Here is a 23,499-nt window from a genome sequence, read left to right on the forward strand (position 1 = left end):
CCGCGCAGTCAACGCCTTAGCGGTCGCCGTCCTTCACCTTGGCCATCGCCAGTACGTCGAGCCGCTTGTCGAGCTCTTCCTCGGACAGCTTCTCGCCGATCAGGTCGCGGTCGATGACCGTCTGCCGGATGGTCTTCTTCTCCTTGAGCGCCTGCTTGGCGACGGCCGCGGCCTCCTCGTAGCCGATCGCCGAGTTCAGCGGCGTCACGATCGACGGTGACGACTCCGCGAGCTCGCGCAGCCGCTCCTCGTTGGCGACCAGGCCGTCAATGCAGCGCTCGGCGAACAACTTCGAGGCGTTGGTCAGGATCTTGAACGACTCGAGGATGTTGCGCGCCATCATCGGGATGTAGACGTTGAGCTCGAAGGCGCCGTTGCCGCCGCCCCAGGCGATCGCGGCGTCGTTGCCGATGACCTGGGCGGCCACCTGCGTCACCGCCTCCGGGATCACCGGGTTCACCTTGCCGGGCATGATCGAGCTGCCGGGCTGCAGGTCGGGCAGCTGGATCTCGCCCAGCCCCGTCAGCGGTCCCGAGCCCATCCACCGGATGTCGTTGGCGATCTTGGTCAGTGACACCGCGATGGTGCGCAGCGCGCCGGACGCCTCGACCAGACCGTCGCGGGCGGCCTGGGCCTCGAAATGGTCGACGGCGACCCGCAGTTCGGCCAGCCCGGTCTGCTCGCTGAGCACGGCGACGACGCGCTCGTCGAAGTCGTCGGGGGCGTTGAGCCCGGTGCCGACGGCGGTGCCGCCGATCGCGAGCTCACCGAGCCGCGGCAGCGTCGCCTTGACGCGCTCGATGCCCGCCTCGACCTGGCGGGCATAGCCGCCGAACTCCTGGCCCAGCGTGACCGGCACGGCGTCCATCAGGTGCGTGCGGCCGGACTTCACCACCGTGCGCCACTGGCGCGCCTTGGCCGCCAGCGACTCGTGCAGCACCTCGAGCGCCGGGATCAGGTGGCGCACAGCGGCTTCCGTCGCGGCGATGTGCGTCGCGGTGGGGAAGGTGTCGTTGGAGCTCTGCGACATGTTGACGTCGTCGTTGGGGTGCACGGTCACCCCGTTGCGCCCCGCGATGCCCGCGATCACCTCGTTGGTGTTCATGTTCGAGCTGGTGCCCGAGCCGGTCTGGAACACGTCGATCGGGAACTGGTCGTCGTGCAGCCCGTCGGCGATCTCGGCGGCCGCGGCGATGATCGCGTCGGCCTTGGCGGCGTCGAGCAGCCCCAGGTCCTTGTTCACCTGAGCGCAGGCGCCCTTGAGCAGGCCGAGCGCGCGGATCTGGGTGCGCTCGAGGCCGCGCCCGGAGATCGGGAAGTTCTCCACCGCGCGCTGGGTCTGCGCGCGCCACAGCGCGTTGACCGGCACCCGGACCTCGCCCATGGTGTCGTGCTCGATGCGGAACTCGGTGTCGTCGGTGACAGACGGCTCGGCGCTCATGTGTGCCCTTCTCGTGGTTGGGGTTACGGCAGCGGGTAGACGGCGTTCTTGTCGCCGGTGAAATCGATCGCGGAGTACTCGTTGAGCTTGGAGAGCCGGTGGTAGGCCTCGATCATCCGCACGGTGCCCGACTTGGACCGCATGACGATCGACTGGGTGGTGCAGCCGCCGCCGTAGAAGTGCACGCCCTTGAGCAGGTCGCCGTCGGTGACGCCGGTCGCGCAGAAGAACACGTTCTCGCCGGACACCAGGTCCTCGGTGTGCAGCACCTGGTCCAGGTCGAGGCCCTTGTCGATCGCCTTCTGGCGTTCCTCGTCGTCCTTGGGCGCCAGCGTGCCCTGGATGGCGCCGCCCATGCAGCGGATGGCGGCCGCGGCGATGATGCCCTCCGGGGTGCCGCCGATGCCGACGAGCAGATCGGTGCTGGTGTTGGGGCGGCACGCCGAGATCGCACCCGCGACGTCGCCGTCGGAGATCAACCGGCAGCGCGCACCGGCGTCGCGCACGTCGCGGATCAGCTGCTCGTGGCGGGGCCGGTCGAGGATGCAGACGGTCAGGTCCGACACCGACACGCCCTTGGCCTTGGCGACCTGGCGGATGTTCTCGCCGATCGGCGCGGTGATGTCGATCGCGTCGACCGCGTCGGGGCCGACGGCGATCTTGTTCATGTAGAACACCGCCGACGGGTCGTACATGGTGCCGCGCTCGGACACCGCGAGCACCGAGATCGCGTTGGACAGGCCCTTGCTCATCAGCGTGGTGCCGTCGATCGGGTCGACGGCGAAGTCACACTCCGGCCCGTCGCCGTTGCCGACGTCTTCGCCGTTGTAGAGCATCGGCGCGTTGTCCTTCTCGCCCTCGCCGATCACCACGACGCCGCGCATCGACACGGAGTTCACCAGCTCACGCATGGCGTCGACCGCCGCGCCGTCGCCGCCCTCCTTGTCGCCGCGGCCGACCCACCGGCCGGCGGCCATGGCGCCGGCTTCGGTGACCCGGACCAGCTCAAGGGCCAGATTTCGATCAGGTGCTTCACCGCGCGAGGGGCTCATGCGCCAGATTCTCCCATTAGCGGATCGGAGTTTGGGAGCTGGGATACTGGCAGGCATGACCACGCCACAGCCGCAGCCGGTACCCAAACCTGCCAAGTCGCGGCTGCTCCACGACGGCCGCGACATGTTCTGGTCGATCGCGCCGCTGGTGGTCGCCTGCATCGTGCTGGCCGGGCTGCTCGGCATGTGTTCGTTCCAGGCCGGTGGCCCGGGCAAGGGGCCCGCACCCTCGCACGACGCACCCGCGGCGCTGCGAGCCGACGCCGACGCGCTCAAGATCCCGATCCGGGTGCCCGCGCTGCCCGAGGGATGGCAGTCCAACTCCGGCAGCCGGCAGGGCATCGACGCCGGACGCATCGACCCGGCGACCCGCCAACCGGCGCGGGCGGTGAGTTCGACCGTCGGCTACCTGGCGCCCAGCGGTATGTACGTGAGCCTCACCCAGAGCAACGCCGACGAGGACAAACTGGTCGGCTCGCTCAACGCCGACGTCGTGCCGACCGGGGTGGTCGACGTCGACGGTGTGCGCTGGGTGGTCTACGAGGGCAGCGACGACGACGGCGACCCCGCCGAACCGGTGTGGACCACCCGCCTGACCGGCGCCGGGGGCCCCGCCCAGATCGCGCTGACCGGGGCCGCGAACGCCGCGGAGTTTCGTACGCTGGCGTCGGCGACGCAGACCGCGTCCCCGCTGCCCGCTGCCTGACCCACGGAGAGCCCATGACCGCCGATACCGCCCCGGAGCCCAATGTCGCCGGCCAGGCGGCTCCGCAAGCCGACCTCACCGGGTGGGCCCTCGCGCCGTTCACCGCGTCCGGATACACCCACGACGTCTACCGCAAGGGCGAGGGCCCCGGCGTGGTGCTCATCCCGGAGATGCCCGGCGCACATCCCGGGGTGCTGGCGCTCGGTAACCACCTGGTGGACAACGGGTTCACGGTCGCGATGCCGTCGCTGTTCGGGACGCCGGGAGCGCCGCCGATGCGGCCCGGGATGGTGCCGGTGATGCTGCGCGGCTGCGTGGCCCGCGAGTTCGCCGCGTTCGCGACGAACGCCGACCGTCCCGTCGCGCACTACCTGCGGGCGCTGGCCCGTGACCTCAACGAGCAGACGCCGGGCAAGGGCGTCGGCGTGATCGGGCAGTGCTTCACCGGCGGCTTCGCGCTCGCGGCGGCCGTCGACGACAGCGTGCTGGCGCCGGTGCTGAGCCAGCCGTCGCTGCCGCTGCCGTTGACGCCCAAGCAGCGCCGCGACCCCGGGCTGTCGGAGGCCGAGCTGAAGATCGTCGAACGCCGGGCCGCCAACGAGGGCCTGTGCGCGCTGGGGCTGCGGTTCAGTAAGGACCCGTTGTCACCGGCCGAACGGTTCACGACGCTCAAGGACCGGCTCGGTGACGCGTTCGAGGTGATCGAGATCGACTCGGGCAAGGGCAACGAGCACGGGTTCACCGCGATGGCGCACTCGGTGCTGACGCTGGAACTGCGTGAGCGCGAGGGTCATCCGACCGACGTCGCACTCAAGCGCGTCGTCGCGTTCCTCAAGGAGCGGCTGGTTTAGGTTCCGGGCGCGCCTTCTTGGCCCTGGCCTCCTTCAAGCGGCGGCCCAACCACCAGAACGGGTTTCGTCGCTTGGGCTTCTCGTCGGTGTCGTGGCGCTGCATCGGCACGCCCTTGTACTCCTGCAGATAGACGCTGATCGTGGTGACGATGACGATCATCAGCACCGGGCCGATCACGATGCCCCACGCGCCGAACATGGTGATGCCCGCGAACACCGCCAGCAGCATCAGCGCGGAGTCCAGCCGGGCTTCCCGCGGCACCAGGATCGGGCGCAGGAAGTTGTCGATGTTGGTCACCACGATGAGGTGGAACAGGATCACGAACACCCCGCCGAACACGTTGCCGAACAGGATCATTCCGACACCGAACGGGATCGTGATGATGCCGCTGCCCAGCGGGATGACCGACAGCGCCGACAGCAGCACGGCGAACAGGAAGAAGCCCTGGTGGAAACCCGCGAGGTAGATCGACACCGCACCGGCGACGCCCTGGCACACCGCGATGACGAACTGGCCCATCACGGTGCCCTTCACCATCGCGCCCATCTTCGACATGTAGACGTCGGTGACGTCCTCGCCGAGCGGGTTGAGCTGACGCACGACGGTCACGACGCGCTCCCGGTTGACCAACAGCGACAGGAACACGTACAGGAACAGGATCAGCGCGGTGATCGCGCCGAACACGCCACCGGCAGCGCCCTGCAGCAGACCCAGCAGCCACTGGCCGGCCTCCTGCGCGACCTTGGTCATGGATTCGCGCAGCGACTCCGGGGTGACCGTGGTGTCGATGTAGGGCACGCGGCGCAGCAGGTCGTTGACGAACTGCAGCGCCCGGTCGCCGAGCGCCGAAAGGTCTGTGCGGCCCACCCATTCGGCGACCCGCTCGACCATCGTGGTGATCTGCACGACCGCGAGCAACACGAACAGGCTCAACGGCACGATCACCGCGGCGAAGGCGGCCAGCAGGGTCAGCGTCGCCGACAGCCCGGTGCCGAGCCGGCGGTTGAGCCGTAGATACAGCGGCGAGAACAGGTACGCCGCGACCGCGGCCACCACGATCAGGATGAAGTAGCCGCGCAGGAAGTACGCCCCGAACGCGACCGCGACGACGGTCGCGACGGCCAGGGCCCGCCGCTGCGGCATGGAGAATTCGGTAGCCATCGCCGCTATGTCTACAGCGTCGACGACCTCGCTTGCGCTTGTTTGGCCCGCTGGTCGGCGATGAACCGCATCGACACCCGGTTCATCAGGCCCGGGGCGAGCCGCGCGAACAGCCACTGAGCGTGCGCGATGCGCGGTTTGACCAGGATCGGCTTGTTCTTCTCGACGGCGCGCAGGATGTCGCGGGCCAGCCGGTCCGCGTCATAGGCCTTGCCGCCCTGGGCTTGCAGGAAGTAGTCGCGGCCGACGAACCCGCCGACCGAGCCCTTGTCCAGGATCGGCGTCTCGACCGCGGCGGGGCACACGGCCAGCACGCCGACGCCGCGGGCGGCGGCCTCGCTGCGCAGCGCCATGCTCAGCCCGACGACGGCGTGCTTGGTCATCACGTAGCTGGTGACCTGGCCCGCGGCGGTCAGACCTGCCATCGATGCGGTGTTGACGATGTGGCCGTGGCCCTGCCGCACCATCAGCGGATAGGCGGCCGCGACGCCGTGCACCACGCCGCGGATGTTGACGTCGATGATGGCGTTCCACTGCTCGAGCGTGAGCAGTTCGGTGTCGCCGCCCCAGACGATTCCGGCGTTGTTGAACATCAGGTCGAGCCGCCCCGCCCGCTGCACCACCTCGTCGACGGCGCCCTGCACGGCGTCGGCGTCGGTGACGTCGAGGCGCGCCGCGCGGGCAGCGGGGCCGAGGCCCGACGCCGTGCGGCCGGCGGCCTCACCGTCGACGTCGGTGCACATCACCTCCGCGCCCGCGGCGACCAGTGCCCGGCACAGCGCCGCGCCGATGCCGGATCCGGCGCCGGTGACGAGCGCCTGCTTACCCGCGAAAGTCATGACTGCTCTGCCAATTTCATCACGTGCCCGAGCACGTCGGGATACTTGTTCAGGTGGGCGCCGCCGTTGAGGTCGAGCACCTCACCGGTGAGCCAGCCGGCCTTCTCCGAGCACAGGAACACCACCGCGTCGGCGATCTCCTCGGGCTGTCCCGCCCGCCCGAGCGCGGTGTTGCCGACGTAGTCCTCGACGAGACCGGGGACGAGCGACGATCCCTCGGTCAGCGGGGTCTCGACGAATCCGGGTGCCACGGCGTTGACCCGGATGCCGCGCGGGCCCATCTCCAGCGCGGCGACCTGGGTCAGCATCGACAGCCCCGCCTTGGCTGAGCAGTAGGCGCTCATGCCGACGGCGGGTTGGCGGCCGTTGAGCGAGCTGATCGACACCAGCGAGCCGCCGGGTTGCAGGGTCTGTCCGGCGTACTTGGCGACGATGAAGGCGCCGGTGAGGCAGACGTCGATCACCGAGCGGAACTCCTCGACGGCGAGATCGGTGATCAGCCCGAGGCTGCCGAAACCCGCGCAGTTGACCGCGATGTCGAGCGGCCCGAGCCCGTCGAACAACGCCTTCACCGACGCTTCGTCGGTGACCTCGACGTGCGCGGCGGTGTGCGGCGCGCCGAGTTCGCCGGCGCGCTGCTCGGCGCCGTCGAGGTTGCGGTCGGCCAGGGTGACCCGGTCGCCTTCGGCGGCCAGTGCGCGCGCCGTCGCCCAACCGATGCCCGACGCGGCGCCGATCACCACTGCCGAACGACCGTTGCTCATACAGTTGCCCTTTCGACCCGACTGGAACGCGTTCCAACTTAGCGCTTTGACACACTCGGTTCGTGACGGATCTGAAGATGTCGGAGTCGATCCACGTGGCGGTGCCGCCCGATCAGCTCTACGAGATGGTGTCCGACGTGACCAGGATGGGTGAGTGGAGCCCGATCTGCCGCGCCTGCTGGTGGGACGAGGGCGACGGGCCGCGGGTCGGCGCCTGGTTCACCGGTCGCAACGAGACTCCCGAACGGACGTGGGAGACGCGGTCGCAGGTGGTGGCCGCCGAGCCCGGCCGCGAGTTCGCGTGGGAGGTCAACGACGGCTGGGTGTACTGGGGCTACACCTTCGAGCCCGCCGACGGCGGCACCACGCTGACCGAGCACTGGGAGTTGCGGCCCAAGGGCGTCGCGGGCTTTCACGAACGCTACGGCGAGCAGGGCGACGCGCAGATCGCCGAGCGCCGCGAGGCCGCGCGTACCGGCATCCCCGCCACGCTCGCCGCGATCAAGCAGGCCGCCGAAAGCAGCTGAGCGACAAGCGGGTTCACCCCACACCGTCGACATGGTCACGGACCAGCGCCGGGTACCGGTCGCGGTCGGGACGGAAGATGTCGTGCGGGGAGTCGGCGAACACGTGCAGCGCCGCCGACGGGAACAGCTCCCGGTACCGCGCCCACGCCTCGTCGGCGATCAACGGGCTGTGCGGACTGCGCACCACCAGCAGCGGCGGCTGCCACTGCGCCAGCGCCTCCCAGAACGACTGCCGACGCGCCGCCCGGAAGATCGCCTCGCCGGCGGCCCGGTTGAGCCGCTCGTGCACCGGGGTACCGCGCCACCGACCGTCCAGCAGGAACGTCGACACGTCCCCGGGCAGCGTGATCTCCTCGGGCACGTAGTCGCCGATCGACAGCGAGCGCACCCGGTCGCGATGGGCCAGCGCCCAGCTCAACGCGTACGGGGTGCCGCGCGAGAACGTCACCAAATGGACCGGACCGTCGGTCACCGCGTCGACGACGGCTCCCACGTCAGACGCCAGTGTTGTTGAGTCGTAACTGCTTTCGGGTGCACTGCTGCGGCCATGTCCGCGCAGCTCCACCACGACGGTGCGGCGCCCGAACACCGGCAGCACCTCGACGTAGTCGGCGGCGACGCAGGTGAAGCCCGGCACGAACACGATCGGCGCGCCCCGGTCGTCACCGCCCGAGTCCAGGTAGTGGATACGAGCCCCGGCGTTCGTGGTGAAGCGTGATTCGGCCATCGCCACCACAATGCGCGATCCAGACGTGCCGAGTGGCCACTTATCGCGCGCGAACGGCGCTCTCGCGAGGGATAACTGGCCGCTCGGCAGCACCCTCGCCGCTCTGCATCTGCTGGAACAGGTCGACGTAGTACGGCAGGCACTCCGCCATCGCCTGTTCGGTCGTGAACAGCGGGCGGTAGCCGAGGTCACGCTGCGCCTTGGCGATGGAGAAGTAGTTGTCGAGGTAGAGCCGTTCCACGCCAAGCGGTTCGATCATCGGCTTGGGCAGCCCGAACTTGAAGTGCAGCCACTGCCACACGGTCATCGCCAGCCAGACCAGCCGCCCCGGCACCCGGATCCTCGGGTAGCTGCGGCCGCACGCCTCCACCACCGGACGGGAGAACTCGAACATGTTGACCGGCTCACCGTCGTTGATGAAGTATGCCTGACCGGGCGCCGAGCCGCCGGGCACCAGGTGCTGCGCGGCCAGGATGAAACCGTGAATGAGGTTGTGCACGAACGAGTTGTCGAGCTTGACGTTCTTGCCGCCGACCAGCACCTTGACGTGGCCGGCCAGCACGCTCTCGAACACCTTGCGAAACATCGTCTGGTCGCCGCGGCCCCAGATGCCGCTGGGCCGGATCGAACACGTCAGCAGGCCGGCGACGCCGTTCTGCGCCAGCACGAACTTCTCGGCGACCACTTTGGTCTCGGTGTACAGATCGTTGAAACGTTCGGTGTAGGGCAGGGTCTCGTCGCCGCCCGCGATGCGCTTGCCACCCATCACCACGCTGTTGGACGCGGTGTAGACGAACCGCTGCACACCGGCGGCCTGCGCGGCGCGCACCAGGTTCTCGGTGCCGGTCACGTTGACCGCGAAACTGCGCGCGCGGTACTCCTCGGTGACCGACGCGCCGCCCATCAGATCGATGATCGCGGCGGTGTGGAACACGGTGTCGATCCCGGCGACCGCGGCCGCGACGGTGTCGGCGTCGCAGATGTCGCCCTCGACGACCTCGAGGCGGTCATGGTCGGGCAGGGGAGAGGGCGCGCGGTCGAACGAGCGCACGTGGCAGCCGCGGTTGAGCAGTTCGGTCACCAGGTTGGCGCCGACGAATCCGGAACCACCCGTGACCAGCACTCGGCCCAGTTCGGTGGTCAACGTTGGGTCACCCATGCGGCGAGCATAACTGAAACGTGTTCCAGTTTGAACCCTCTACTGGTGGATCCGTTGCCGAATCAACCTTAGTCGGGCTCCTTGGCGGCCAGCGCGTCTTCGACCCGCTTGCGGGCGCCAGCTAAGTGCTCTTCGCATCGTTTAGCCAGTTCTTCGCCGCGTTCCCAGAGTTTCAGCGACGCATCCAGATCAAGCCCGCCCTGCTCGAGACGCTGCACGACCTCGATCAGCTCGTCGCGCGCCTCTTCGTACCCGAGCTCACTAATAGGCTTCATTTCGCGTCCCTTTCCGGTCCCTCGCTGACCGCGGTGATGGCCCCGTCGGACACCCGCACGCGCAATCGGACACCCGCGGCGGCGTCGGCCGTCGTGCGCAGCACCTCGCCGTCGGCGGTCTGCACAACCGCGTAGCCGCGCGCCAGCGTCGCGGCCGGCCCGAGCGTGGACAGCCGCGCCGCCAGATGGCCGACCCGCTCGCCCTCCACCGCGAGCAACCGGGTGATGTCGCGGCGGGCCGCGGTGCGGGCGCGGTCGATCTCCTCGGCGCGCGCGGTGATCGCGGCCAGCGGTTGGGCCAGCACCGGGCGGCTGCGCAACTGGTCGATGAGGCGTTCTTCGCGGTGCACCCAGTTGCGCAGCGCACGCCCGCCGCGCCGGCACAGGTCGGTGATCAGCGCCTGCTCGGCGGCGGCGTCGGGCACCACACGCTTGGCGGCGTCGGTCGGCGTCGCGGCGCGCAGGTCGGCCACCAGATCGCACAGTGGGTTGTCGGGCTCGTGGCCGATCGCGCTGACCACCGGCGTGGTGCACTTGGCGATCTCGCGGCACAGCGTCTCGTCGGAGAACGGCAGCAGATCCTCGACGCTGCCCCCGCCGCGGGCGATGATGATCACGTCGACCTCGGCGTCGGCGTCGAGTTCGCGTAGCGCCTCGACCACCTGCGGCACCGTGTTGGGCCCCTGCACGGCGGTGTTGCGGATCGCGAAATGCACTGCGGGCCAACGATCGCCGGCCACCGACACGACGTCGCGCTCGGCGTGGCTGGCGCGGCCGGTGATCAGCCCGATGGTGCGCGGCAGGAACGGCAGCGGACGCTTGAGCCGCGGGTCGAACAGCCCTTCGGCGTCGAGCAGCCTGCGCAGCCGCTCGATGCGGGCCAGCAGCTCGCCGAGCCCGACCGCGCGGATCTCGTAGATGCGCAGGCTGAACGACCCGTTGCGGGTGTAGAACTGCGGCTTGCCGTGCATCAGCACCTGGGTGCCCTCGGTCAGCGGCACCGGCGCATTGGCCACCAGGTCGCGCGGGCAGCTCACCGACAGCGACATGTCGGCGGCCGGGTCGCGCAGCACCATCCACGCGGTGGACTGGCGCATCTTGAGCTCGGTCAGCTGCCCTTCGATCCACACGGTGCCGAGCCGGTCGATGTACTTGGCGACGCGGGTGGCCACGGCGCGCACCGGCCAGGGGTTGTCCGGGGACTTGCCCGGCTCGGCTTCAGTCACTTGGCGGACGCGCGGGTGATCCTGTTGGCCAGCAGGGTCTGGAACGGGGCGCGGGCCTTGGTGGCCTCCTCGTAGGACAACAGCGCCTCGAGGTCGGCCACGCTCAGCGTGTTCAGCCGCGCCCGCAACTGGGCCAGCGTCAGCGACTCGTAGTCCAGTTCGGTGACGATCTCGGGCGCCTCACCGGGGGCCGTGTCCTGCGGTTCGGGCTCGGCCGTGTCGGGCTCGCCGTCGCTGAACAACGCGAAGCGGCCCTCGGTCCGGCGTTCACCGTCGGTGACCGGGGCCGACGGTCCGTCGTCGACGTCCTCGTCGAACGTCGCCCATTCCGGCTGCTCGTCCTTGGGCGGGAAGATCGACTCGAGCGTCTCGTCGCCCCTGATGACCAGGTCGGCCACGTCCTGCTGCACCTTCATCACGAGGTGCGCGACCTGGCTGGCCACGGTCATCGGGTACATCAGGATGGTCTGCGGGAGCTTGCGGGTTTCCTCGATGGCGGTGACCGCCGCGCCAACCAGCAGACGGACCCCATACGGTGCAGTTGCCATGGCCACAGCCTACGGGCGACGTCTCCGCTGGTCCGGGATGGCCGGGGATGCGTACCCTGGAAGCCATGCCGCCGACTGTCAACATGGGGATTCCGGGCGCCGCCAGCTCGGTCACGAGCGGCGTAACCGGCAAGAGGGTGCTGCTGGCCGAGCCTCGGGGGTACTGCGCGGGCGTGGACCGCGCCGTCGAGACCGTCGAGCGTGCGCTGGAGAAGCACGGAGCGCCGGTCTACGTGCGCCACGAGATCGTGCACAACCGCCACGTGGTGGAGACCCTGGCCAAGGCCGGCGCGGTGTTCGTCGACGAGACCGACGAGGTGCCCGAGGGCGCGATCGTGGTGTTCTCCGCGCACGGTGTCGCCCCGACCGTGCACCAGACCGCCGCCGAGCGCAATCTTCAGGTCATCGATGCGACCTGCCCGCTGGTCACCAAGGTGCACAACGAGGCCAAGCGCTTCGCCCGCGACGACTACGACATCCTGCTCATCGGCCACGAAGGCCACGAGGAGGTCGTCGGCACCGCCGGTGAGGCCCCCGACCACGTCCAGGTTGTCGACAACCCCGACGCGGTCGACAAGGTCACGGTGCGCGACGAAAGCAAGGTCATCTGGCTGTCGCAGACGACGCTGAGCGTCGACGAGACCATGGAGACGGTGCGCCGGCTGCGCGAGAAGTTCCCGACCCTGCAGGACCCGCCCAGCGACGACATCTGTTACGCCACCCAGAACCGTCAGGTCGCGGTCAAGGCCATGGCGCCGGAATGCGAGCTGGTGATCGTCGTCGGCTCCCGCAACTCGTCGAATTCCGTGCGCCTCGTCGAGGTCGCGCTCAACGCGGGCTCCGACGCCGCGCACCTCGTCGACTACGCCGACGACATCGACCCGGCCTGGCTCGACGGGGTCACGACGGTCGGCGTCACCTCCGGAGCGTCGGTGCCCGAGATTCTCGTGCGCGGCGTGCTGGAGCGGCTCGCCGACCACGGCTACGACACCGTGCAACCGGTGACGACGGCCAACGAAACGCTGGTGTTCGCGTTGCCGAGGGAGATTCGGCCCGCCCGCGCGTAGCCTTCCCGGGTGTGAACTCGTCGCGAAAGTCGTTGCGAACTACCGCAATAGCGTCGCTCGGCGCGCTGATCTTGGTGCTGGCCGGTTGCTCGTCCGCGCAAGACCGCCTTGGAGACACGGTTCGCCAGTTCGCTGAGGCGCTGTCCCACGGCGACGCGGCGGCGGCGGCCGCGGTCACCACCGACCCCGCGCAGGCCACCGACACGCTGGGCAAGCTGTTCGCCAGCCTCGGCACCGACGTCGAGTTCCGGCCCGACACCGTCGAGGTCGACGAGGACGCCGGCAGTTTCACCCTCGACGTGCATTGGAAGTTCCGCGACGGCACCACGGAGTGGACCTACCGCACGGCAGGCGCCGCGACCGCATCCGGCGACGACTGGAAGATCGACTGGGCGCCCACGACCGTCGCTCCCGGCCTCGACGCCGGCCCCCTGTCCTACAGCACGCTGGCCCCGGACCCCGCGGTGCGCGTGCTCGACCGCACCGGGTCCGAGTTGCTCACCCAACACGTCGTCACGCTGGTCGACGTTTCACCCGGCGCCGACGTGAATGCCGTTGCCGCGCTGCTCAATCCGCTCGCCCCCGGGATCACGGCCGACTCGCTGCGCACCGACCTCGCCGCCGGTGAGCCGGTCACCGCGATCACGCTGCGCCAGGAGGACCTCGCGCCGATCGAGGCCCAGCTCTCAGCGCTGTCCAACGTCACGCTGCAGCCGCAGACGCGGCTGCTGGCGACCGACAAGACGCTGACCGCGCCCACGCTGGCCGGGCTCTCCGAACTCTGGCAGCAGCGCACCGACGAGGCCGCCGGATGGGCCATCACCGCGCAGACCAACGCGGGCGCGCGGCGCGTCGGCGGTCAGGACCCCAAGCCGGTCGGCGACATCGCCAGCACCCTCGACATCAACCTGCTGCGCGCGGGCGAGGCGGCGCTGGCGCCGCTGCCCACCCCGGCGGCGCTGGTGGCCATCCAGCCGTCCACGGGAGCGCTGCTCGCCGTCGCGCAGAACGCGCCCGCCGACGCGCAGGGCCCGATCGCGCTGACCGGCCTCTACCCGCCGGGCTCGACGTTCAAGACCGTGACCGTGTCGGCGGCGCTGCAGGCCGGACAGGTCACCCCGGACAGCGTCGTCGCGTGCCCGGGCACCGAGAACATCGAGGGCAGGCAGATCCCCAACGACGACAACTTCGACCTCGGGCAGGTGCCGCTGCACACCGCGTTCGCCCGGTCCTGCAACACCACGATGGGCCGGCTCGCGGTCGACCTGCCGCCGGACGCGCTCACCAACGCCGCCGCGCAACTGGGCCTGGGCATCGACTACACCGCGCCCGGCATGACGACGGTCACCGGGTCGGTGCCCGTCGCCGACACCGCGGCGCTGCGGGTGGAGGAGGGTATCGGCCAGGGCAAGGTCACCGCGACACCGTTCGGGATGGCGCTGGTGGCCGCGGCGCTGGCGCACGGGTCGGTGCCGGCACCGTCGATCGTCGAGGGCCGGCCCGGCACGCCCGACCGCGTTCCGGACGCCCTGCCGCCCGCCGTCGCCGAACAGGTCCGCACGATGATGCGCGAGACCGTGACCGCGGGCACCGCCACGCAGTTGCAGGACATCCCGGATCTGCTCGGCAAGACCGGCACCGCCGAATACATCGACGACACCCACGCACACGGCTGGTTCGTCGGCATCCAGGGCGATCTGGCGCTGGCGGTGTTCGTCAGCGACGCCGGCAGCTCGGCCCCGGCGGTCGACGCCGCCGGTCGGTTCCTGCGTGGGGTTCCCTAGACGTCGTACTCCCAGGAGTCGGCTTCCCAGCCGCCGCGGCGACGGGTGCGGTACTCGGCGCGGTCGTCGTTCTCCTCGCCGCGGTAGCGGACCCGCGAGACGGGGTGGTGCGTGCCACTGCCATTCCCGCTGCCGTTGCCGTTCGAGCTGTGCGGCTCACGGGGCTGATAGTCGTCGAGCCGGCGGCGACGCTCACTGCGGTCGTAGCCGTTGCGTTCGTATCCGGGGCGCTCGTAGCCGTTGCGGTCGTACCGGGAGCGGCGCTCGGACGGGGGAGGGCCGGGCTGGCGCGGGTTCGAGGTGCGTGCCCGACGGCGTGGCTCGCCTGTGTCGGGCGGCTCGGCCTGCCTGCGGGTGCGACGCGGACGGTCGGCAACCGGCTCGATGATCTCGGTTTCGGGGGGCCGCACGTGCCGCGAGCGTGACGCCGCGGTGCGCTTGGCCGGCCGCTCGCCGCGTTCTCTCGCCGCCCGCTCGCGATTGGCGCGGGCCGGTCGGGACGCGCGCTCGGAGGCGGGCCGTTCGGATGCGGGCCTGCGTCGTCGCGGGGGTGGGACGTCGTCAACGTCGTCCTCGTCGTCGCGGCCGAACAGCGACGAGACCTTGGCGGTCAGCGCCGAGGCGAACCCGGTCGAAGGCTCGTCGTCGGCGTCCTCTCGTGCTGGTGCCGCGCGCCGCGTCGCCATCCCGATGTACCAGCGCACCATGCCGATCAGCAGCACACTGGCCGACGTGAAGAACATCAGCGGGAAGCGTTCGATCAGCGGGTAGCCACAGTTGATCGCGAGGTCCTTGAGGCCTTCGATCTGGCCGCTGGTGAACAGGAAGTAGGCGGTCGGCACGCTGACGAACAGCACCAGCGGTGGCTGGATGACGGCGGTGAACACCGCCGACTGGCGCACCGCGAGGACGGCGGCCAGGCAGCCGATCACGTAGCAGCCGGCGAACACCAGGCTCAATTGTTTGCTGCCGGCCCCCGCGTCGAAGGCGAAGCCGATCGCGGTCGCGGTGATCGCGATGAGCACAGCACCCCACCACGGGACACCCGGGATATTGGGATGCGCGGATCGGTGGTCGGCGGCCACCGCCGACCGTGCGCGCTGTGCTGACACAGGTAGACCGTACCGGCTTTCGTCAGAAGTAGCTGTCAGCGCGGTTCGGGCGTGCCCGTCACAGTCTCCTAGACTCTGGTGCCTGTGAGCTTGAACCTGGGAATCGTCGGCCTGCCGAACGTCGGAAAATCGACGCTGTTCAACGCGTTGACGCGGAACGACGTGCTGGCGGCCAACTACCCGTTCGCGACCATCGAACCCAACGAGGGGGTCGTGCCGCTGCCGGACCCGCGACTGGCCGAACTCGCCAGAATGTTTGAGTCGGAAAAGATCGTCCATGCGCCGGTCACCTTCGTAGATATCGCCGGCATCGTCAAGGGCGCCTCCGAAGGCGCAGGGCTGGGCAACAAGTTCCTGGCCAACATCCGGGAGAGCGACGCCATCTGTCAGGTGGTGCGGGTGTTCAGCGACGACGACGTCGCACACGTCGACGGGCGCATCGACCCGAAGTCCGACATCGAGGTGATCGAGACCGAGCTGATCCTCGCCGACATGCAGACGCTCGAGAAGGCGCTGCCGCGATTGGAGAAAGAGGCCAGGACACACAAGGACCGCAGGCCCGCGCACGAGGCGGCCGCCGCCGCGCAGGAGATCCTCAACGGCGGCACGACGCTGTTCGCGGCCGGCGTAGACACGGCGCCGCTGCGCGAGCTCAACCTGCTGACCACCAAGCCGTTCCTGTACGTGTTCAACGCCGACGAGGCGGTGCTGACCGACGAGGCGCGCAAGACGCAGTTGCGTGAGCTGGTGGCGCCGGCCGATGCGGTGTTCCTCGACGCGAAGATCGAGGCCGAGCTGCAGGAGCTCGACGACGAGTCGGCAGCCGAGCTGCTGGAGTCGATCGGCCAGACCGAACGCGGACTGGATGCGTTGGCCCGCGCGGGTTTTCACACGCTGAAGCTGCAAACGTTCCTGACCGCCGGGCCCAAGGAGTCGCGTGCCTGGACGATCCACCAGGGCGACACCGCGCCGAAGGCGGCCGGGGTGATCCACACCGACTTCGAGAAGGGCTTCATCAAGGCCGAGATCGTCTCTTACGACGACCTGGTCGAGGCGGGCTCGATGGCCGCCGCGAAGGCCGCGGGCAAGGTCCGGATGGAGGGCAAGGACTACGTGATGGCCGACGGCGACGTGGTGGAGTTCCGCTTCAACGTCTAGTTCGCCCACCAACACCAGGGCATCATGGATTGCATCAGTGATGCGTATGGAGGTGCAGGGTGAGAACTACCGTCACCATCGATGATGATCTGCTGGCCAAAGCTGCCGAGCTGACGGGGGTGCACGAGAACGTCGCACTACTCAAGCGAGGTCTGCAGACGCTGATCCGGGTGGAGAGCGCCCGGCGCCTCGCCGCATTGGGCGGATCGGATTCTGAGGCGAAGGCGGCGCCGCGACGACGCGGCACGCCCGGGTGATCCTGGTCGACACCGCGGTGTGGATCGATCATCTCCACACCGCGGAGTCCAGGCTGGTTGAGCAGTTAGAGCTGGATCGAGTCGGCTGCCATCCACTGGTCATCGAAGAATTGGCTCTCGGCTCGATCGCACGCCGGGATGTTGTGCTCGAGCTTCTCGCGAACCTGCGGCAGTTCCCGACCGCTCAGCATGCTGAAATCCTGCATCTCGTTGATCGGCGCCAACTTTGGGGACGCGGGCTTAGCGCTGTCGACATCCACCTGATGGCCGCGGTCTTCATGGTCGACGGTGCGCAACTATGGACCCGAAGCAAGCGATTGAAAGCTGCGTCAAGAGAAGTCGGCGTCCGGTTATTCGACGAATGAGACCTGTCGGTGGCCGGGTCTAGCGTGCGGGTCATGAAGCTGCTGTCGATCCGGATCATCACCTCCGATGTGAAGCGTCTCGTGTCGTTCTACGAGATGGTCACCGGCGCCGAAGCGGTGTGGGGCAACGAGCTGTTCGCCGAGATTCCGACGTCAGTGGGCACGTTGGCCATCGGCAGCGACAAGACCGTCCCCCTGTTCGGCGTCGGCTCCGCCGAGCCGGCGGCGAACCGCAGCGCGATCGTCGAGTTCATCGTCGATGATGTCGACACCGAATATGACCGTCTGCGCGGGCAATTGGACGCTGTCGTCACCGAACCCACCACGATGCCATGGGGCAACCGGGCGCTGTTGTTCCGCGATCCCGACGGCAACCTCGTCAACCTGTTCACCCCGGTCACCGACGAGGCGCGGTCCAAGTTCGGTGTCTGACCGACCGGTCCACGGTCACAGCTCGGACTTACTGGTTTCTCGTGACCGTCCGGCATAGGGTTTGCACCATGGTCCGAGGAGACGACTCCGACGCCGGGCCCACGGAGCCGGACGATCGCAGACTGCGTCTGGATCGCCGCGCGGACGAGCTCGCGCGGCGGGAGCATGTGGCCGATGAACGCGATCGTATTGCTGACGAACGGGACCGGATCGCCGACGAACGCGAGTTCGAGGCCGACGAGCGGGAACGACGCGCGGATGAACGCGAGGGTACGGCGGCTCAGCGTGAGCGTGAGCGCCTGCATCGCGTACAGGACCGAGCGGAGCGCGACCAAGCCGCAGCCCGTCGCGAAAGCGCCGAGATTAGGCGCGCGGTGGCCGAAACGCGGCGGCATTCCGACAATTGACTCTTCAGCGGCAGCAGTTCGGATCGAGCACCGCACACAAGGCGCCGAGCGCATCGGGTGCGGGACGGTGAAAGACGTTCATTCCGCGGCGATCTGACACGACGAACCCGGCCCGTCGTAGCTGGGCCAGATGATGACTGACGGTGGACTCGCTCAACCCCAGCATCGCCGACAGGTGGCCGCTGTTTTCCTCGCCCGCCGTGGAACTGAACAGCATGGACATGATCCGCACCCGCATCGGGTCGGCCAGCGCCTTGAGCCGCAGCGCCACCTGTAGGGCGTCATCCTCGCTGATGGGACCGGAGGCCACCGGTGCGCAACACACCGGAGTAGACATGTCGATGGTCGGCAGAGTCTTCGGCATGACTCCAGTGTGCCACCATATTGACATTTATCAAAAAGGTGGCATTCTGGCCGCATCGATAGTTCGATATATGTCACGGAGGTTCCCATGTCCCGCATCCAACTCGCACTCAACGTCGACGACCTCGACGAGGCCATCACGTTCTACTCGAAGCTGTTCAACACCACACCCGCCAAGGTGAAGCCCGGCTACGCCAATTTCGCGGTCACCGAACCGCCGTTGAAACTCGTCCTCCTCGAAAACCCCGGCAAAGGCGGAACGCTCAACCACCTCGGCGTCGAGGTCGAGTCCAGCGACACCGTGCACGCCGAGATCGCTCGACTCGCGGGTGAAGGGCTGTTCACCGAAGAGGAGATGAACACAACCTGCTGCTTCGCCACGCAGGACAAGGTTTGGGTGACCGGCCCCGGGGGCGAGAAATGGGAGGTCTACACGGTGCTCTCCGATTCCGAAACCTTCGGCACCAGCCCTCAGCACCTCGACGACAGCGGCGGAGCCAGGTGCTGTGGCGGTTCGGAGGTCGACACCGCGGAGGCCAAGCCGGTGAATTCCTGCTGCTGATGGGAAAGACATCTGCATCGAGTCGGCAGCCGGTAGTGGACAAGATGTCGACACTGGACCGGTTCCTGCCGGTCTGGATCGGCATCGCCATGGCTGCCGGACTACTGCTCGGGCGATGGGTGCAGGGGCTCGATACCGGTCTCGACAAGGTTCAGGTCGACGGCATCTCGTTGCCGATTGCGTTGGGACTTCTCGTCATGATGTATCCGGTGCTGGCGAAAGTCCGCTACGACCGCCTGGATACCGTCACCGCAGATCGGAAGCTGCTCGTCAGTTCCCTGGTGCTGAACTGGGTGCTGGGGCCGGCGCTGATGTTCGCGTTGGCGTGGCTGCTGCTGCCCGATCTTCCCGAGTACCGCACGGGCCTGATCATCGTGGGGCTGGCTCGTTGCATCGCCATGGTGATCATCTGGAACGACCTCGCCTGTGGTGACCGCGAAGCGGCGGCCGTGCTGGTTGCGTTGAACTCGCTCTTCCAGGTGGTCATGTTCGCCGCGCTGGGCTGGTTCTACCTGTCAGTGCTACCCGGCTGGCTCGGGCTGGAACAGGCTTCGATCAGCACATCGCCGTGGCAGATCGCCGAATCCGTGTTGATCTTCCTGGGCATTCCGCTCGCGGCGGGGTTCCTGTCTCGGCGGTGGGGCGAGCGGGCGAAAGGCCGGCAGTGGTACGAGTCGACGTTCTTGCCCAAGGTGAGCCCATGGGCGCTCTATGGCCTGCTGTTCACCATCGTGGTCCTCTTCGCGCTGCAGGGCGAGCAAATCGCTTCGCGCCCCGCCGATGTCGTCCGCATCGCGGTGCCGCTACTGGCGTACTTCGCGATCATGTGGGGCGGCGGCTATCTGCTGGGCGCGGCGCTCGGCATGGGCTATCAGCGCACCACCACTTTGGCGTTCACGGCGGCGGGAAACAACTTCGAACTCGCCATTGCCGTGGCGATCGCCACCTACGGTCCACTTTCCGGACAGGCCCTGGCCGGCGTCGTCGGGCCGCTCATCGAAGTGCCCGTCCTGGTCGCGCTCGTCTACGTATCGCTGTTCCTGCGCACACGATTTCGTGACTCGACCGAGAGTCCCGACGTGCCGAGGGAGGTCGAAGATGCGCGATAACAAGCCCGCGGTGCTGTTCCTGTGTACCCACAACGCAGGGCGCTCACAGATGGCGATGGGTTTTCTCAAGCACATCGCCGGTGATCGCGCCACGGTCTACTCGGGAGGCTCCGAACCCGCAGATGAAGTGAACCCCGCCGCCATCGAGGCCATGGCCGAGAAGGGCATCGACATCAGTGGCGAGCAACCCCGACGATGGACCGTCGACGACCTCGAAGCGGTTCAGGTGGTCGTCACCATGGGTTGTGGCGACGAGTGCCCGTATCTGCCCGGCAAGCGGTACGAGAATTGGGACCTCGCAGACCCCGCCGGCAAAGGCGTCGACGCTGTGCGTCCCATCCGGGACGACATCGAAAGGCGTGTCCGGTCACTCCTGACCGAACTCGGCGTGGAACCGGCCGTGTCCTGAATACTGTCTCTGCGTGACAGGCGATTTCGCGCTCACCGACGACGAGCTCCGTGCCGTGGTCCGGTTTGTCGAGGCCGCCGCCGCCGACGTGTTGCCGGTGTTCGAGACCGCCAGGCCCGACGATCCGCGACCGCGCGCGGCGCTCGACGCCGCCCGGCAGTTCATCGAGGGAGCCCGTCGCACCAAGCTGCAGCGGGCGACCGCGCTCGACGCCCACCGCGCCGCACGTGAGGCGCCGACCGAGGCGTCGCGGCTGGCGGCACAAGCCGCCGGCGACGCCGCGGCGGCGGCCTACCTGCATCCGATCGCCAAGGAGCATCAGGTCGGCCACATCCTGCGCGCCGCAGCGAACGCCGCCCGCATTGCCGAGCTCGAAGGCGCGGACGCCGACGCCGGCCTGGCGCGGGTACGTGCACGTGCGACACCAGTCCTGATCGACGTGCTCTGCCGGTATCCGCGGCCGAGAACAGGCACCAGCCGGATCGTCCAACTTCTGTCTACCCTCGACGCGTCGCTGCGTACATTGGGGCCATGACCGAAGATTGGCGCGTCGACCGGGTCGATGAGATTCGGTCGCTCATCAAACAAGCCGAACCGGACGTCGTCGAGCAGATCAAGTGGCGCACGAAGTCGAACCCCGACGGCGTTCCCGCCTTCTCGCTCGCTGGCCTGATCTGCACGGTGGAGAAGTACAAGGGCAAGGTCAAGGTGAACTTCGCCAAGGGCTCGTCGGTGAAAGATCCGGACCACCTGTTCAACGCCAGTCTCGAGGCTCCGGTCGGGCGGTCCATCGATCTGCGCGAGGACGACGAGTTGGACGCCGACGCCTTCACCGCGCTGATCTGCGAGGCGGTCAAGGTCAACCGGAAATGAGCGACTTGGCGGCGATCTACCGTGAGTACCTGCGCTGCCTCAACGAACGCCGATGGTCGGACCTCGGCGACTTCGTCGCAAATCATCTGTCCTACAACCGGAATCGCATGACCCTCGCCGACTACCGGGCGTTGCTCGAGGCCGACACCACCGCGACACCGGATCTGCAGTTCCGTCCCGACCTTCTGCTCGCCGACGCTGACAGCGTTGCCTGCCGGCTGTGGTTCGAGTGCACCCCGCGATACCGGTTTCTGGGCATAGAACCGACGGGCGTGCAGGTGCGCTTCGCCGAACACGTCTTCTACCGGTTCCGCGAGCAGCGGATCGTCGAGGTGTGGTCGCTCATCGACAAGGATGCGGTGCGCGACCAGCTCTCGGGCGGGGCTTAGTATCTCCGGCTATGGCTGAAGACTGGCGCATCGACAGACTCGACGAGATCCGCACCCTGATCAAGCAAGCCGAACCCGATGTCGTCGAGGAAGCCAAATGGCGTAAACCGTCGAATCCGGATGGCGTTCCGGCATTTTCGCTGGACGGCCTGATCTGCACGCTGGAGATGTACCAGGGCAAGGTGAAGCTCACGTTCGCCAAGGGCGCGTCGATCGACGACCCCGACAAGCTGTTCAACGCGAGCATGCAGGCCGGTGTCCGCCGCGCGATCGACCTGCGCGAGGACGACGAACTCGACCCCGAGGCGTTCAAGGCCCTGATCCGGGAGGCGGTGCGGGTCAACCGCCGGTAGACCGATCTGACTCGAACCGTAGACACCGCACCATGTGAGTACTACATTTCGTAGTAGTCGATGGGAGGCGCGATGCGGTGGCGAGGTGTCAGTCACGTCGAGTTCGCGGTGCTCGACTACGACAAGTCCACAGCGTTCTACGACGCGCTGTTCGGCTGGCTCGGCTACAGCAGCTTCTCGTCGATGAACATGGAGTACCAGTCGATCTACTACATGACGCGATACCTCAACCCGCACAGCTACATCGGTATCCAACCGGCCCGTACCGGCGACAAGCTGACCCACGCCGACCAGGCTGTCGGCATCAATCATGTTGCGCTGTGGGCACGTAACCGAAAAGAGGTCGACCGCTTCCACCGCGACTTCCTCATTCCCAATGCGATACCCGTCACCGACGAACCCAAGGACTATCCGCAGTACTGGCCCGGCTACCGCGCGGTGTTCTTCGACGACCCGATCAACGGCATCCACTGGGAGCTGGCGTGGGTGCCCAAAGTGCCCAGCCCGCGCCAGGTATGGGCGTTCTACCGCGCGATCCGCGGCTTCGTGAAGAGCAGGCCGGACCTGGCGCGCACTGTGCCCGGCGTGACGTGGCAGGCCCGACGGACGCTGCCGAATCATCGGGTTCAATAAGGTGCCATGGCACGCACAGATGTCGCATCGCGGGTCGTCAAGGCGCCGCTCAGCCGTGTCTTCGAAGCGCTCGTCGACCCCGACGCGCTGATCGAGTGGCTGCCGCCGTCCGGGATGACGGGCCGCTTCGAGCATTTCGACGGCCGCGCCGGCGGCTCCTACCGGCTGGTCCTCACCTACACCGACCCGCCGGCCGGCGGCGCGAAGACCGACGCGGACTCCGACGTCGTCGAGGGCCGGTTCGTCGAGATCGCCTCCGACGACCGCGTCGTGCAGGCCGTCGACTTCGCCTCCGAGGATCCGAGCTTCGGCGGCACCATGACCATGACGTGGACCGTGACGCGGGTCGACGGCGGCACCCGGGTCGAACTGCGCGCCGACGACGTCCCGCCGGGCATCTCGGCCGCCGACCATGCCGACGGCATGACCTCGTCGCTGAACAACCTCGCGGCCTACCTGGACCGCCGGCAGACCGTTTTTCGCGCCGACTGACCCCCAATCATCAAGCGATGCAACCACGATGCATTTGCGGAAATTCAGCACGCGAAGGATTGGACCCGTTTCCCACGGGTAGACGGTGGCTCGGCAGCTAGCGGGGGTGGACACTCGGTCCAGGGTCGACTAGCTCCAATACACCGAAGGAGCAATCAGCATGCAAAAGCCATTGGCAGTAGGCGCGGTGACGCTTTCCTTGCTGTTCGGCGGTGCCGGCGTCGCCAACGCGACCGAGATCACCGAACCGGTTACGACAACGACCGTTGCCCAGCAAGCCGACGACGACGAGGGCGGCGACAACGGTCTGTGGGGACTCGCAGGGTTGCTCGGGTTGCTCGGATTGCTGGGGCTGAAACGCCGCAAGGACGCCGACTATCCGGCCGCGCGGACCACGGCCACCGTGAATCCACCCCGGGGCGCGTAACCGCACAACGTCGCACCACTGTGGATCCCC

General features: G+C 68.2%; 31 protein-coding genes and 1 pseudogene. 20 read left to right on the plus strand and 12 right to left on the minus strand.

All coding sequences use genetic code 11. From position 1 onward, the window contains the following. Positions 1-16 precede the first annotated feature (16 nt). Positions 17-1,441: a class II fumarate hydratase gene (locus BLW81_RS13790; protein ID WP_083407644.1), complete on the minus strand. Its 1,425-nt coding sequence runs from the start codon at positions 1,439-1,441 to the stop codon at positions 17-19. Between the two features lie 23 nt (positions 1,442-1,464). Continuing rightward, positions 1,465-2,493, minus strand: coding sequence for a class II fructose-bisphosphatase (glpX, locus tag BLW81_RS13795; RefSeq protein ID WP_083407645.1), 1,029 nt, complete (start codon positions 2,491-2,493; stop codon positions 1,465-1,467). A 55-nt stretch (positions 2,494-2,548) separates the two neighbouring features. On the opposite strand from glpX, the gene BLW81_RS13800 reads away from it, so the two are divergent. Together BLW81_RS13800 and BLW81_RS13805 are read left to right on the plus strand one after the other, a co-directional pair. Further along, on the plus strand, positions 2,549-3,199 hold the full coding sequence (locus BLW81_RS13800) for a DUF4245 domain-containing protein (RefSeq protein WP_083407646.1): 651 nt from the start codon (positions 2,549-2,551) through the stop codon (positions 3,197-3,199). A gap of 14 nt (positions 3,200-3,213) precedes the next feature. Continuing rightward, positions 3,214-4,050: a dienelactone hydrolase family protein gene (locus tag BLW81_RS13805; protein WP_083407647.1), complete on the plus strand. Its 837-nt coding sequence runs from the start codon at positions 3,214-3,216 to the stop codon at positions 4,048-4,050. Here BLW81_RS13805 and BLW81_RS13810 read toward each other — a convergent pair. Genes BLW81_RS13810 through BLW81_RS13820 form a run of 3 tightly spaced genes read right to left on the minus strand, consistent with a single transcriptional unit; the run spans position 4,031 to position 6,815 of the window. After that, on the minus strand, positions 4,031-5,212 hold the full coding sequence (locus tag BLW81_RS13810) for an AI-2E family transporter (protein WP_083407648.1): 1,182 nt from the start codon (positions 5,210-5,212) through the stop codon (positions 4,031-4,033). The genes BLW81_RS13805 and BLW81_RS13810 overlap by 20 nt on opposite strands. 11 nt (positions 5,213-5,223) lie before the next feature. Then, positions 5,224-6,051: an SDR family oxidoreductase gene (locus BLW81_RS13815; protein ID WP_083407649.1), complete on the minus strand. Its 828-nt coding sequence runs from the start codon at positions 6,049-6,051 to the stop codon at positions 5,224-5,226. Next, positions 6,048-6,815, minus strand: coding sequence for an SDR family NAD(P)-dependent oxidoreductase (locus BLW81_RS13820; RefSeq protein ID WP_083407650.1), 768 nt, complete (start codon positions 6,813-6,815; stop codon positions 6,048-6,050). Before BLW81_RS13820 ends, BLW81_RS13815 begins: the two co-directional genes overlap by 4 nt. Positions 6,816-6,892: 77 nt before the next feature. Between BLW81_RS13820 and BLW81_RS13825 the strand changes: the two genes are divergently transcribed. Next, on the plus strand, positions 6,893-7,342 hold the full coding sequence (locus BLW81_RS13825) for an SRPBCC family protein (protein WP_173839721.1): 450 nt from the start codon (positions 6,893-6,895) through the stop codon (positions 7,340-7,342). Positions 7,343-7,355: 13 nt separating this feature from the next. On the opposite strand, the gene BLW81_RS13830 is transcribed toward BLW81_RS13825, so the two are convergent. From BLW81_RS13830 to BLW81_RS13850, 5 genes are all read right to left on the minus strand, one after another. Next, positions 7,356-8,069, minus strand: coding sequence for an alpha/beta fold hydrolase (locus BLW81_RS13830; protein WP_083410527.1), 714 nt, complete (start codon positions 8,067-8,069; stop codon positions 7,356-7,358). A gap of 40 nt (positions 8,070-8,109) precedes the next feature. Next, entirely contained in the window at positions 8,110-9,228 is a 1,119-nt protein-coding gene (locus BLW81_RS13835) for a 3-beta-hydroxysteroid dehydrogenase (RefSeq protein ID WP_083407652.1), read from the minus strand. 68 nt (positions 9,229-9,296) lie between these two features. After that, positions 9,297-9,503 carry an exodeoxyribonuclease VII small subunit gene (locus tag BLW81_RS13840; RefSeq protein WP_083407653.1) on the minus strand — a complete coding sequence of 69 codons (207 nt, stop codon included), beginning with the start codon at positions 9,501-9,503 and terminating at the stop codon, positions 9,297-9,299. Continuing rightward, positions 9,500-10,729 (minus strand): exodeoxyribonuclease VII large subunit, encoded by a 1,230-nt coding sequence (gene xseA / locus BLW81_RS13845; RefSeq protein WP_083407654.1) that lies wholly within the window; start codon positions 10,727-10,729, stop codon positions 9,500-9,502. Before xseA ends, BLW81_RS13840 begins: the two co-directional genes overlap by 4 nt. After that, positions 10,726-11,277: a lipid droplet-associated protein gene (locus BLW81_RS13850; RefSeq protein ID WP_083407655.1), complete on the minus strand. Its 552-nt coding sequence runs from the start codon at positions 11,275-11,277 to the stop codon at positions 10,726-10,728. The genes xseA and BLW81_RS13850 overlap by 4 nt, the downstream gene beginning before the upstream one ends. Before the next feature lie 65 nt (positions 11,278-11,342). Here BLW81_RS13850 and BLW81_RS13855 point away from each other — a divergent pair, with 65 nt between their 5' ends. Both BLW81_RS13855 and BLW81_RS13860 read left to right on the plus strand, forming a co-directional pair. Next, positions 11,343-12,344: a 4-hydroxy-3-methylbut-2-enyl diphosphate reductase gene (locus BLW81_RS13855; protein WP_083410528.1), complete on the plus strand. Its 1,002-nt coding sequence runs from the start codon at positions 11,343-11,345 to the stop codon at positions 12,342-12,344. Between the two features lie 11 nt (positions 12,345-12,355). After that, positions 12,356-14,128, plus strand: a complete 1,773-nt coding sequence (locus BLW81_RS13860; protein ID WP_407662329.1) for a penicillin-binding transpeptidase domain-containing protein — start codon at positions 12,356-12,358, stop codon at positions 14,126-14,128. Here the strand turns inward: BLW81_RS13860 and BLW81_RS13865 are convergent. Continuing rightward, positions 14,125-15,240, minus strand: coding sequence for a DUF6542 domain-containing protein (locus BLW81_RS13865; protein WP_083407656.1), 1,116 nt, complete (start codon positions 15,238-15,240; stop codon positions 14,125-14,127). The genes BLW81_RS13860 and BLW81_RS13865 overlap by 4 nt on opposite strands. 84 nt (positions 15,241-15,324) lie before the next feature. Here BLW81_RS13865 and ychF point away from each other — a divergent pair, with 84 nt between their 5' ends. The 5 genes from ychF to BLW81_RS13890 all read left to right on the plus strand — a co-directional run bounded on the left by ychF (position 15,325) and on the right by BLW81_RS13890 (position 17,859). Beyond that, complete coding sequence (gene ychF, locus BLW81_RS13870; protein ID WP_083407657.1) at positions 15,325-16,398, plus strand: redox-regulated ATPase YchF; 1,074 nt, start codon at positions 15,325-15,327, stop codon at positions 16,396-16,398. 59 nt (positions 16,399-16,457) lie between these two features. Continuing rightward, on the plus strand, positions 16,458-16,655 hold the full coding sequence (locus BLW81_RS13875) for a type II toxin-antitoxin system VapB family antitoxin (protein WP_083407658.1): 198 nt from the start codon (positions 16,458-16,460) through the stop codon (positions 16,653-16,655). Further along, the gene (locus BLW81_RS13880) at positions 16,652-17,020 is read left to right on the plus strand and encodes a type II toxin-antitoxin system VapC family toxin (protein WP_083407659.1); all 369 of its coding nucleotides are present in this window, start codon (positions 16,652-16,654) and stop codon (positions 17,018-17,020) included. The genes BLW81_RS13875 and BLW81_RS13880 overlap by 4 nt, the downstream gene beginning before the upstream one ends. Before the next feature lie 33 nt (positions 17,021-17,053). Then, positions 17,054-17,452: a VOC family protein gene (locus BLW81_RS13885; RefSeq protein ID WP_083410530.1), complete on the plus strand. Its 399-nt coding sequence runs from the start codon at positions 17,054-17,056 to the stop codon at positions 17,450-17,452. Positions 17,453-17,520: 68 nt separating this feature from the next. Further along, positions 17,521-17,859 carry a hypothetical protein gene (locus tag BLW81_RS13890; RefSeq protein WP_083410531.1) on the plus strand — a complete coding sequence of 113 codons (339 nt, stop codon included), beginning with the start codon at positions 17,521-17,523 and terminating at the stop codon, positions 17,857-17,859. 4 nt (positions 17,860-17,863) lie between these two features. Here the strand turns inward: BLW81_RS13890 and BLW81_RS13895 are convergent, their stop codons facing one another. After that, positions 17,864-18,223, minus strand: coding sequence for an Rv2640c family ArsR-like transcriptional regulator (locus BLW81_RS13895; RefSeq protein ID WP_083407660.1), 360 nt, complete (start codon positions 18,221-18,223; stop codon positions 17,864-17,866). Between the two features lie 87 nt (positions 18,224-18,310). Here BLW81_RS13895 and BLW81_RS13900 point away from each other — a divergent pair, with 87 nt between their 5' ends. The 10 genes and pseudogenes from BLW81_RS13900 (at position 18,311) to BLW81_RS13945 (ending at position 23,469) form a co-directional block, all read left to right on the plus strand. Continuing rightward, positions 18,311-18,784 carry an ArsI/CadI family heavy metal resistance metalloenzyme gene (locus BLW81_RS13900; protein ID WP_083407661.1) on the plus strand — a complete coding sequence of 158 codons (474 nt, stop codon included), beginning with the start codon at positions 18,311-18,313 and terminating at the stop codon, positions 18,782-18,784. Continuing rightward, positions 18,784-19,893 (plus strand): ACR3 family arsenite efflux transporter, encoded by a 1,110-nt coding sequence (arsB, locus tag BLW81_RS13905; RefSeq protein ID WP_083407662.1) that lies wholly within the window; start codon positions 18,784-18,786, stop codon positions 19,891-19,893. Before BLW81_RS13900 ends, arsB begins: the two co-directional genes overlap by 1 nt. Further along, positions 19,886-20,302, plus strand: a pseudogene (locus BLW81_RS13910) (arsenate reductase ArsC); the annotation flags it as partial. The gene arsB and the pseudogene BLW81_RS13910, both read left to right, overlap by 8 nt. A gap of 13 nt (positions 20,303-20,315) precedes the next feature. After that, the gene (locus BLW81_RS13915; RefSeq protein WP_083407664.1) at positions 20,316-20,837 is read left to right on the plus strand and encodes a putative immunity protein; all 522 of its coding nucleotides are present in this window, start codon (positions 20,316-20,318) and stop codon (positions 20,835-20,837) included. Continuing rightward, entirely contained in the window at positions 20,834-21,175 is a 342-nt protein-coding gene (locus BLW81_RS13920) for a DUF1801 domain-containing protein (RefSeq protein ID WP_083407665.1), read from the plus strand. Before BLW81_RS13915 ends, BLW81_RS13920 begins: the two co-directional genes overlap by 4 nt. Continuing rightward, on the plus strand, positions 21,172-21,564 hold the full coding sequence (locus tag BLW81_RS13925) for an ester cyclase (protein ID WP_083407666.1): 393 nt from the start codon (positions 21,172-21,174) through the stop codon (positions 21,562-21,564). Before BLW81_RS13920 ends, BLW81_RS13925 begins: the two co-directional genes overlap by 4 nt. An 11-nt stretch (positions 21,565-21,575) precedes the next feature. Beyond that, positions 21,576-21,917 (plus strand): DUF1801 domain-containing protein, encoded by a 342-nt coding sequence (locus BLW81_RS13930; RefSeq protein WP_083407667.1) that lies wholly within the window; start codon positions 21,576-21,578, stop codon positions 21,915-21,917. A gap of 72 nt (positions 21,918-21,989) precedes the next feature. Further along, a complete protein-coding gene (locus tag BLW81_RS13935; RefSeq protein ID WP_083407668.1) occupies positions 21,990-22,550 on the plus strand; it encodes a VOC family protein in 561 nt (186 codons plus the stop codon). 6 nt (positions 22,551-22,556) lie between these two features. Then, positions 22,557-23,042 (plus strand): SRPBCC family protein, encoded by a 486-nt coding sequence (locus BLW81_RS13940; protein ID WP_083407669.1) that lies wholly within the window; start codon positions 22,557-22,559, stop codon positions 23,040-23,042. A 160-nt stretch (positions 23,043-23,202) separates the two neighbouring features. Continuing rightward, entirely contained in the window at positions 23,203-23,469 is a 267-nt protein-coding gene (locus BLW81_RS13945) for a WGxxGxxG family protein (protein ID WP_083407670.1), read from the plus strand. Positions 23,470-23,499: the final 30 nt, after the last annotated feature.

It is taken from the genome of Mycolicibacterium rutilum (genome assembly GCF_900108565.1).
Lineage (GTDB): Bacteria > Actinomycetota > Actinomycetes > Mycobacteriales > Mycobacteriaceae > Mycobacterium > Mycobacterium rutilum.

Coding starts and splice junctions, on each gene's coding strand:
- BLW81_RS13790 (WP_083407644.1), bottom strand. CDS start 1,441: ATGAGCGCCGAGCCGTCTGTCACCGACGACACCGAGTTCCGCATCGAG.
- glpX (WP_083407645.1), bottom strand. CDS start 2,493: ATGAGCCCCTCGCGCGGTGAAGCACCTGATCGAAATCTGGCCCTTGAG.
- BLW81_RS13800 (WP_083407646.1), top strand. CDS start 2,549: ATGACCACGCCACAGCCGCAGCCGGTACCCAAACCTGCCAAGTCGCGG.
- BLW81_RS13805 (WP_083407647.1), top strand. CDS start 3,214: ATGACCGCCGATACCGCCCCGGAGCCCAATGTCGCCGGCCAGGCGGCT.
- BLW81_RS13810 (WP_083407648.1), bottom strand. CDS start 5,212: ATGGCTACCGAATTCTCCATGCCGCAGCGGCGGGCCCTGGCCGTCGCG.
- BLW81_RS13815 (WP_083407649.1), bottom strand. CDS start 6,051: ATGACTTTCGCGGGTAAGCAGGCGCTCGTCACCGGCGCCGGATCCGGC.
- BLW81_RS13820 (WP_083407650.1), bottom strand. CDS start 6,815: ATGAGCAACGGTCGTTCGGCAGTGGTGATCGGCGCCGCGTCGGGCATC.
- BLW81_RS13825 (WP_173839721.1), top strand. CDS start 6,893: ATGTCGGAGTCGATCCACGTGGCGGTGCCGCCCGATCAGCTCTACGAG.
- BLW81_RS13830 (WP_083410527.1), bottom strand. CDS start 8,069: ATGGCCGAATCACGCTTCACCACGAACGCCGGGGCTCGTATCCACTAC.
- BLW81_RS13835 (WP_083407652.1), bottom strand. CDS start 9,228: ATGGGTGACCCAACGTTGACCACCGAACTGGGCCGAGTGCTGGTCACG.
- BLW81_RS13840 (WP_083407653.1), bottom strand. CDS start 9,503: ATGAAGCCTATTAGTGAGCTCGGGTACGAAGAGGCGCGCGACGAGCTG.
- BLW81_RS13850 (WP_083407655.1), bottom strand. CDS start 11,277: ATGGCAACTGCACCGTATGGGGTCCGTCTGCTGGTTGGCGCGGCGGTC.
- BLW81_RS13855 (WP_083410528.1), top strand. CDS start 11,343: ATGCCGCCGACTGTCAACATGGGGATTCCGGGCGCCGCCAGCTCGGTC.
- BLW81_RS13885 (WP_083410530.1), top strand. CDS start 17,054: ATGAAGCTGCTGTCGATCCGGATCATCACCTCCGATGTGAAGCGTCTC.
- BLW81_RS13890 (WP_083410531.1), top strand. CDS start 17,521: ATGGTCCGAGGAGACGACTCCGACGCCGGGCCCACGGAGCCGGACGAT.
- BLW81_RS13895 (WP_083407660.1), bottom strand. CDS start 18,223: ATGCCGAAGACTCTGCCGACCATCGACATGTCTACTCCGGTGTGTTGC.
- BLW81_RS13900 (WP_083407661.1), top strand. CDS start 18,311: ATGTCCCGCATCCAACTCGCACTCAACGTCGACGACCTCGACGAGGCC.
- arsB (WP_083407662.1), top strand. CDS start 18,784: ATGGGAAAGACATCTGCATCGAGTCGGCAGCCGGTAGTGGACAAGATG.
- BLW81_RS13920 (WP_083407665.1), top strand. CDS start 20,834: ATGACCGAAGATTGGCGCGTCGACCGGGTCGATGAGATTCGGTCGCTC.
- BLW81_RS13925 (WP_083407666.1), top strand. CDS start 21,172: ATGAGCGACTTGGCGGCGATCTACCGTGAGTACCTGCGCTGCCTCAAC.
- BLW81_RS13930 (WP_083407667.1), top strand. CDS start 21,576: ATGGCTGAAGACTGGCGCATCGACAGACTCGACGAGATCCGCACCCTG.
- BLW81_RS13935 (WP_083407668.1), top strand. CDS start 21,990: ATGCGGTGGCGAGGTGTCAGTCACGTCGAGTTCGCGGTGCTCGACTAC.
- BLW81_RS13940 (WP_083407669.1), top strand. CDS start 22,557: ATGGCACGCACAGATGTCGCATCGCGGGTCGTCAAGGCGCCGCTCAGC.
- BLW81_RS13945 (WP_083407670.1), top strand. CDS start 23,203: ATGCAAAAGCCATTGGCAGTAGGCGCGGTGACGCTTTCCTTGCTGTTC.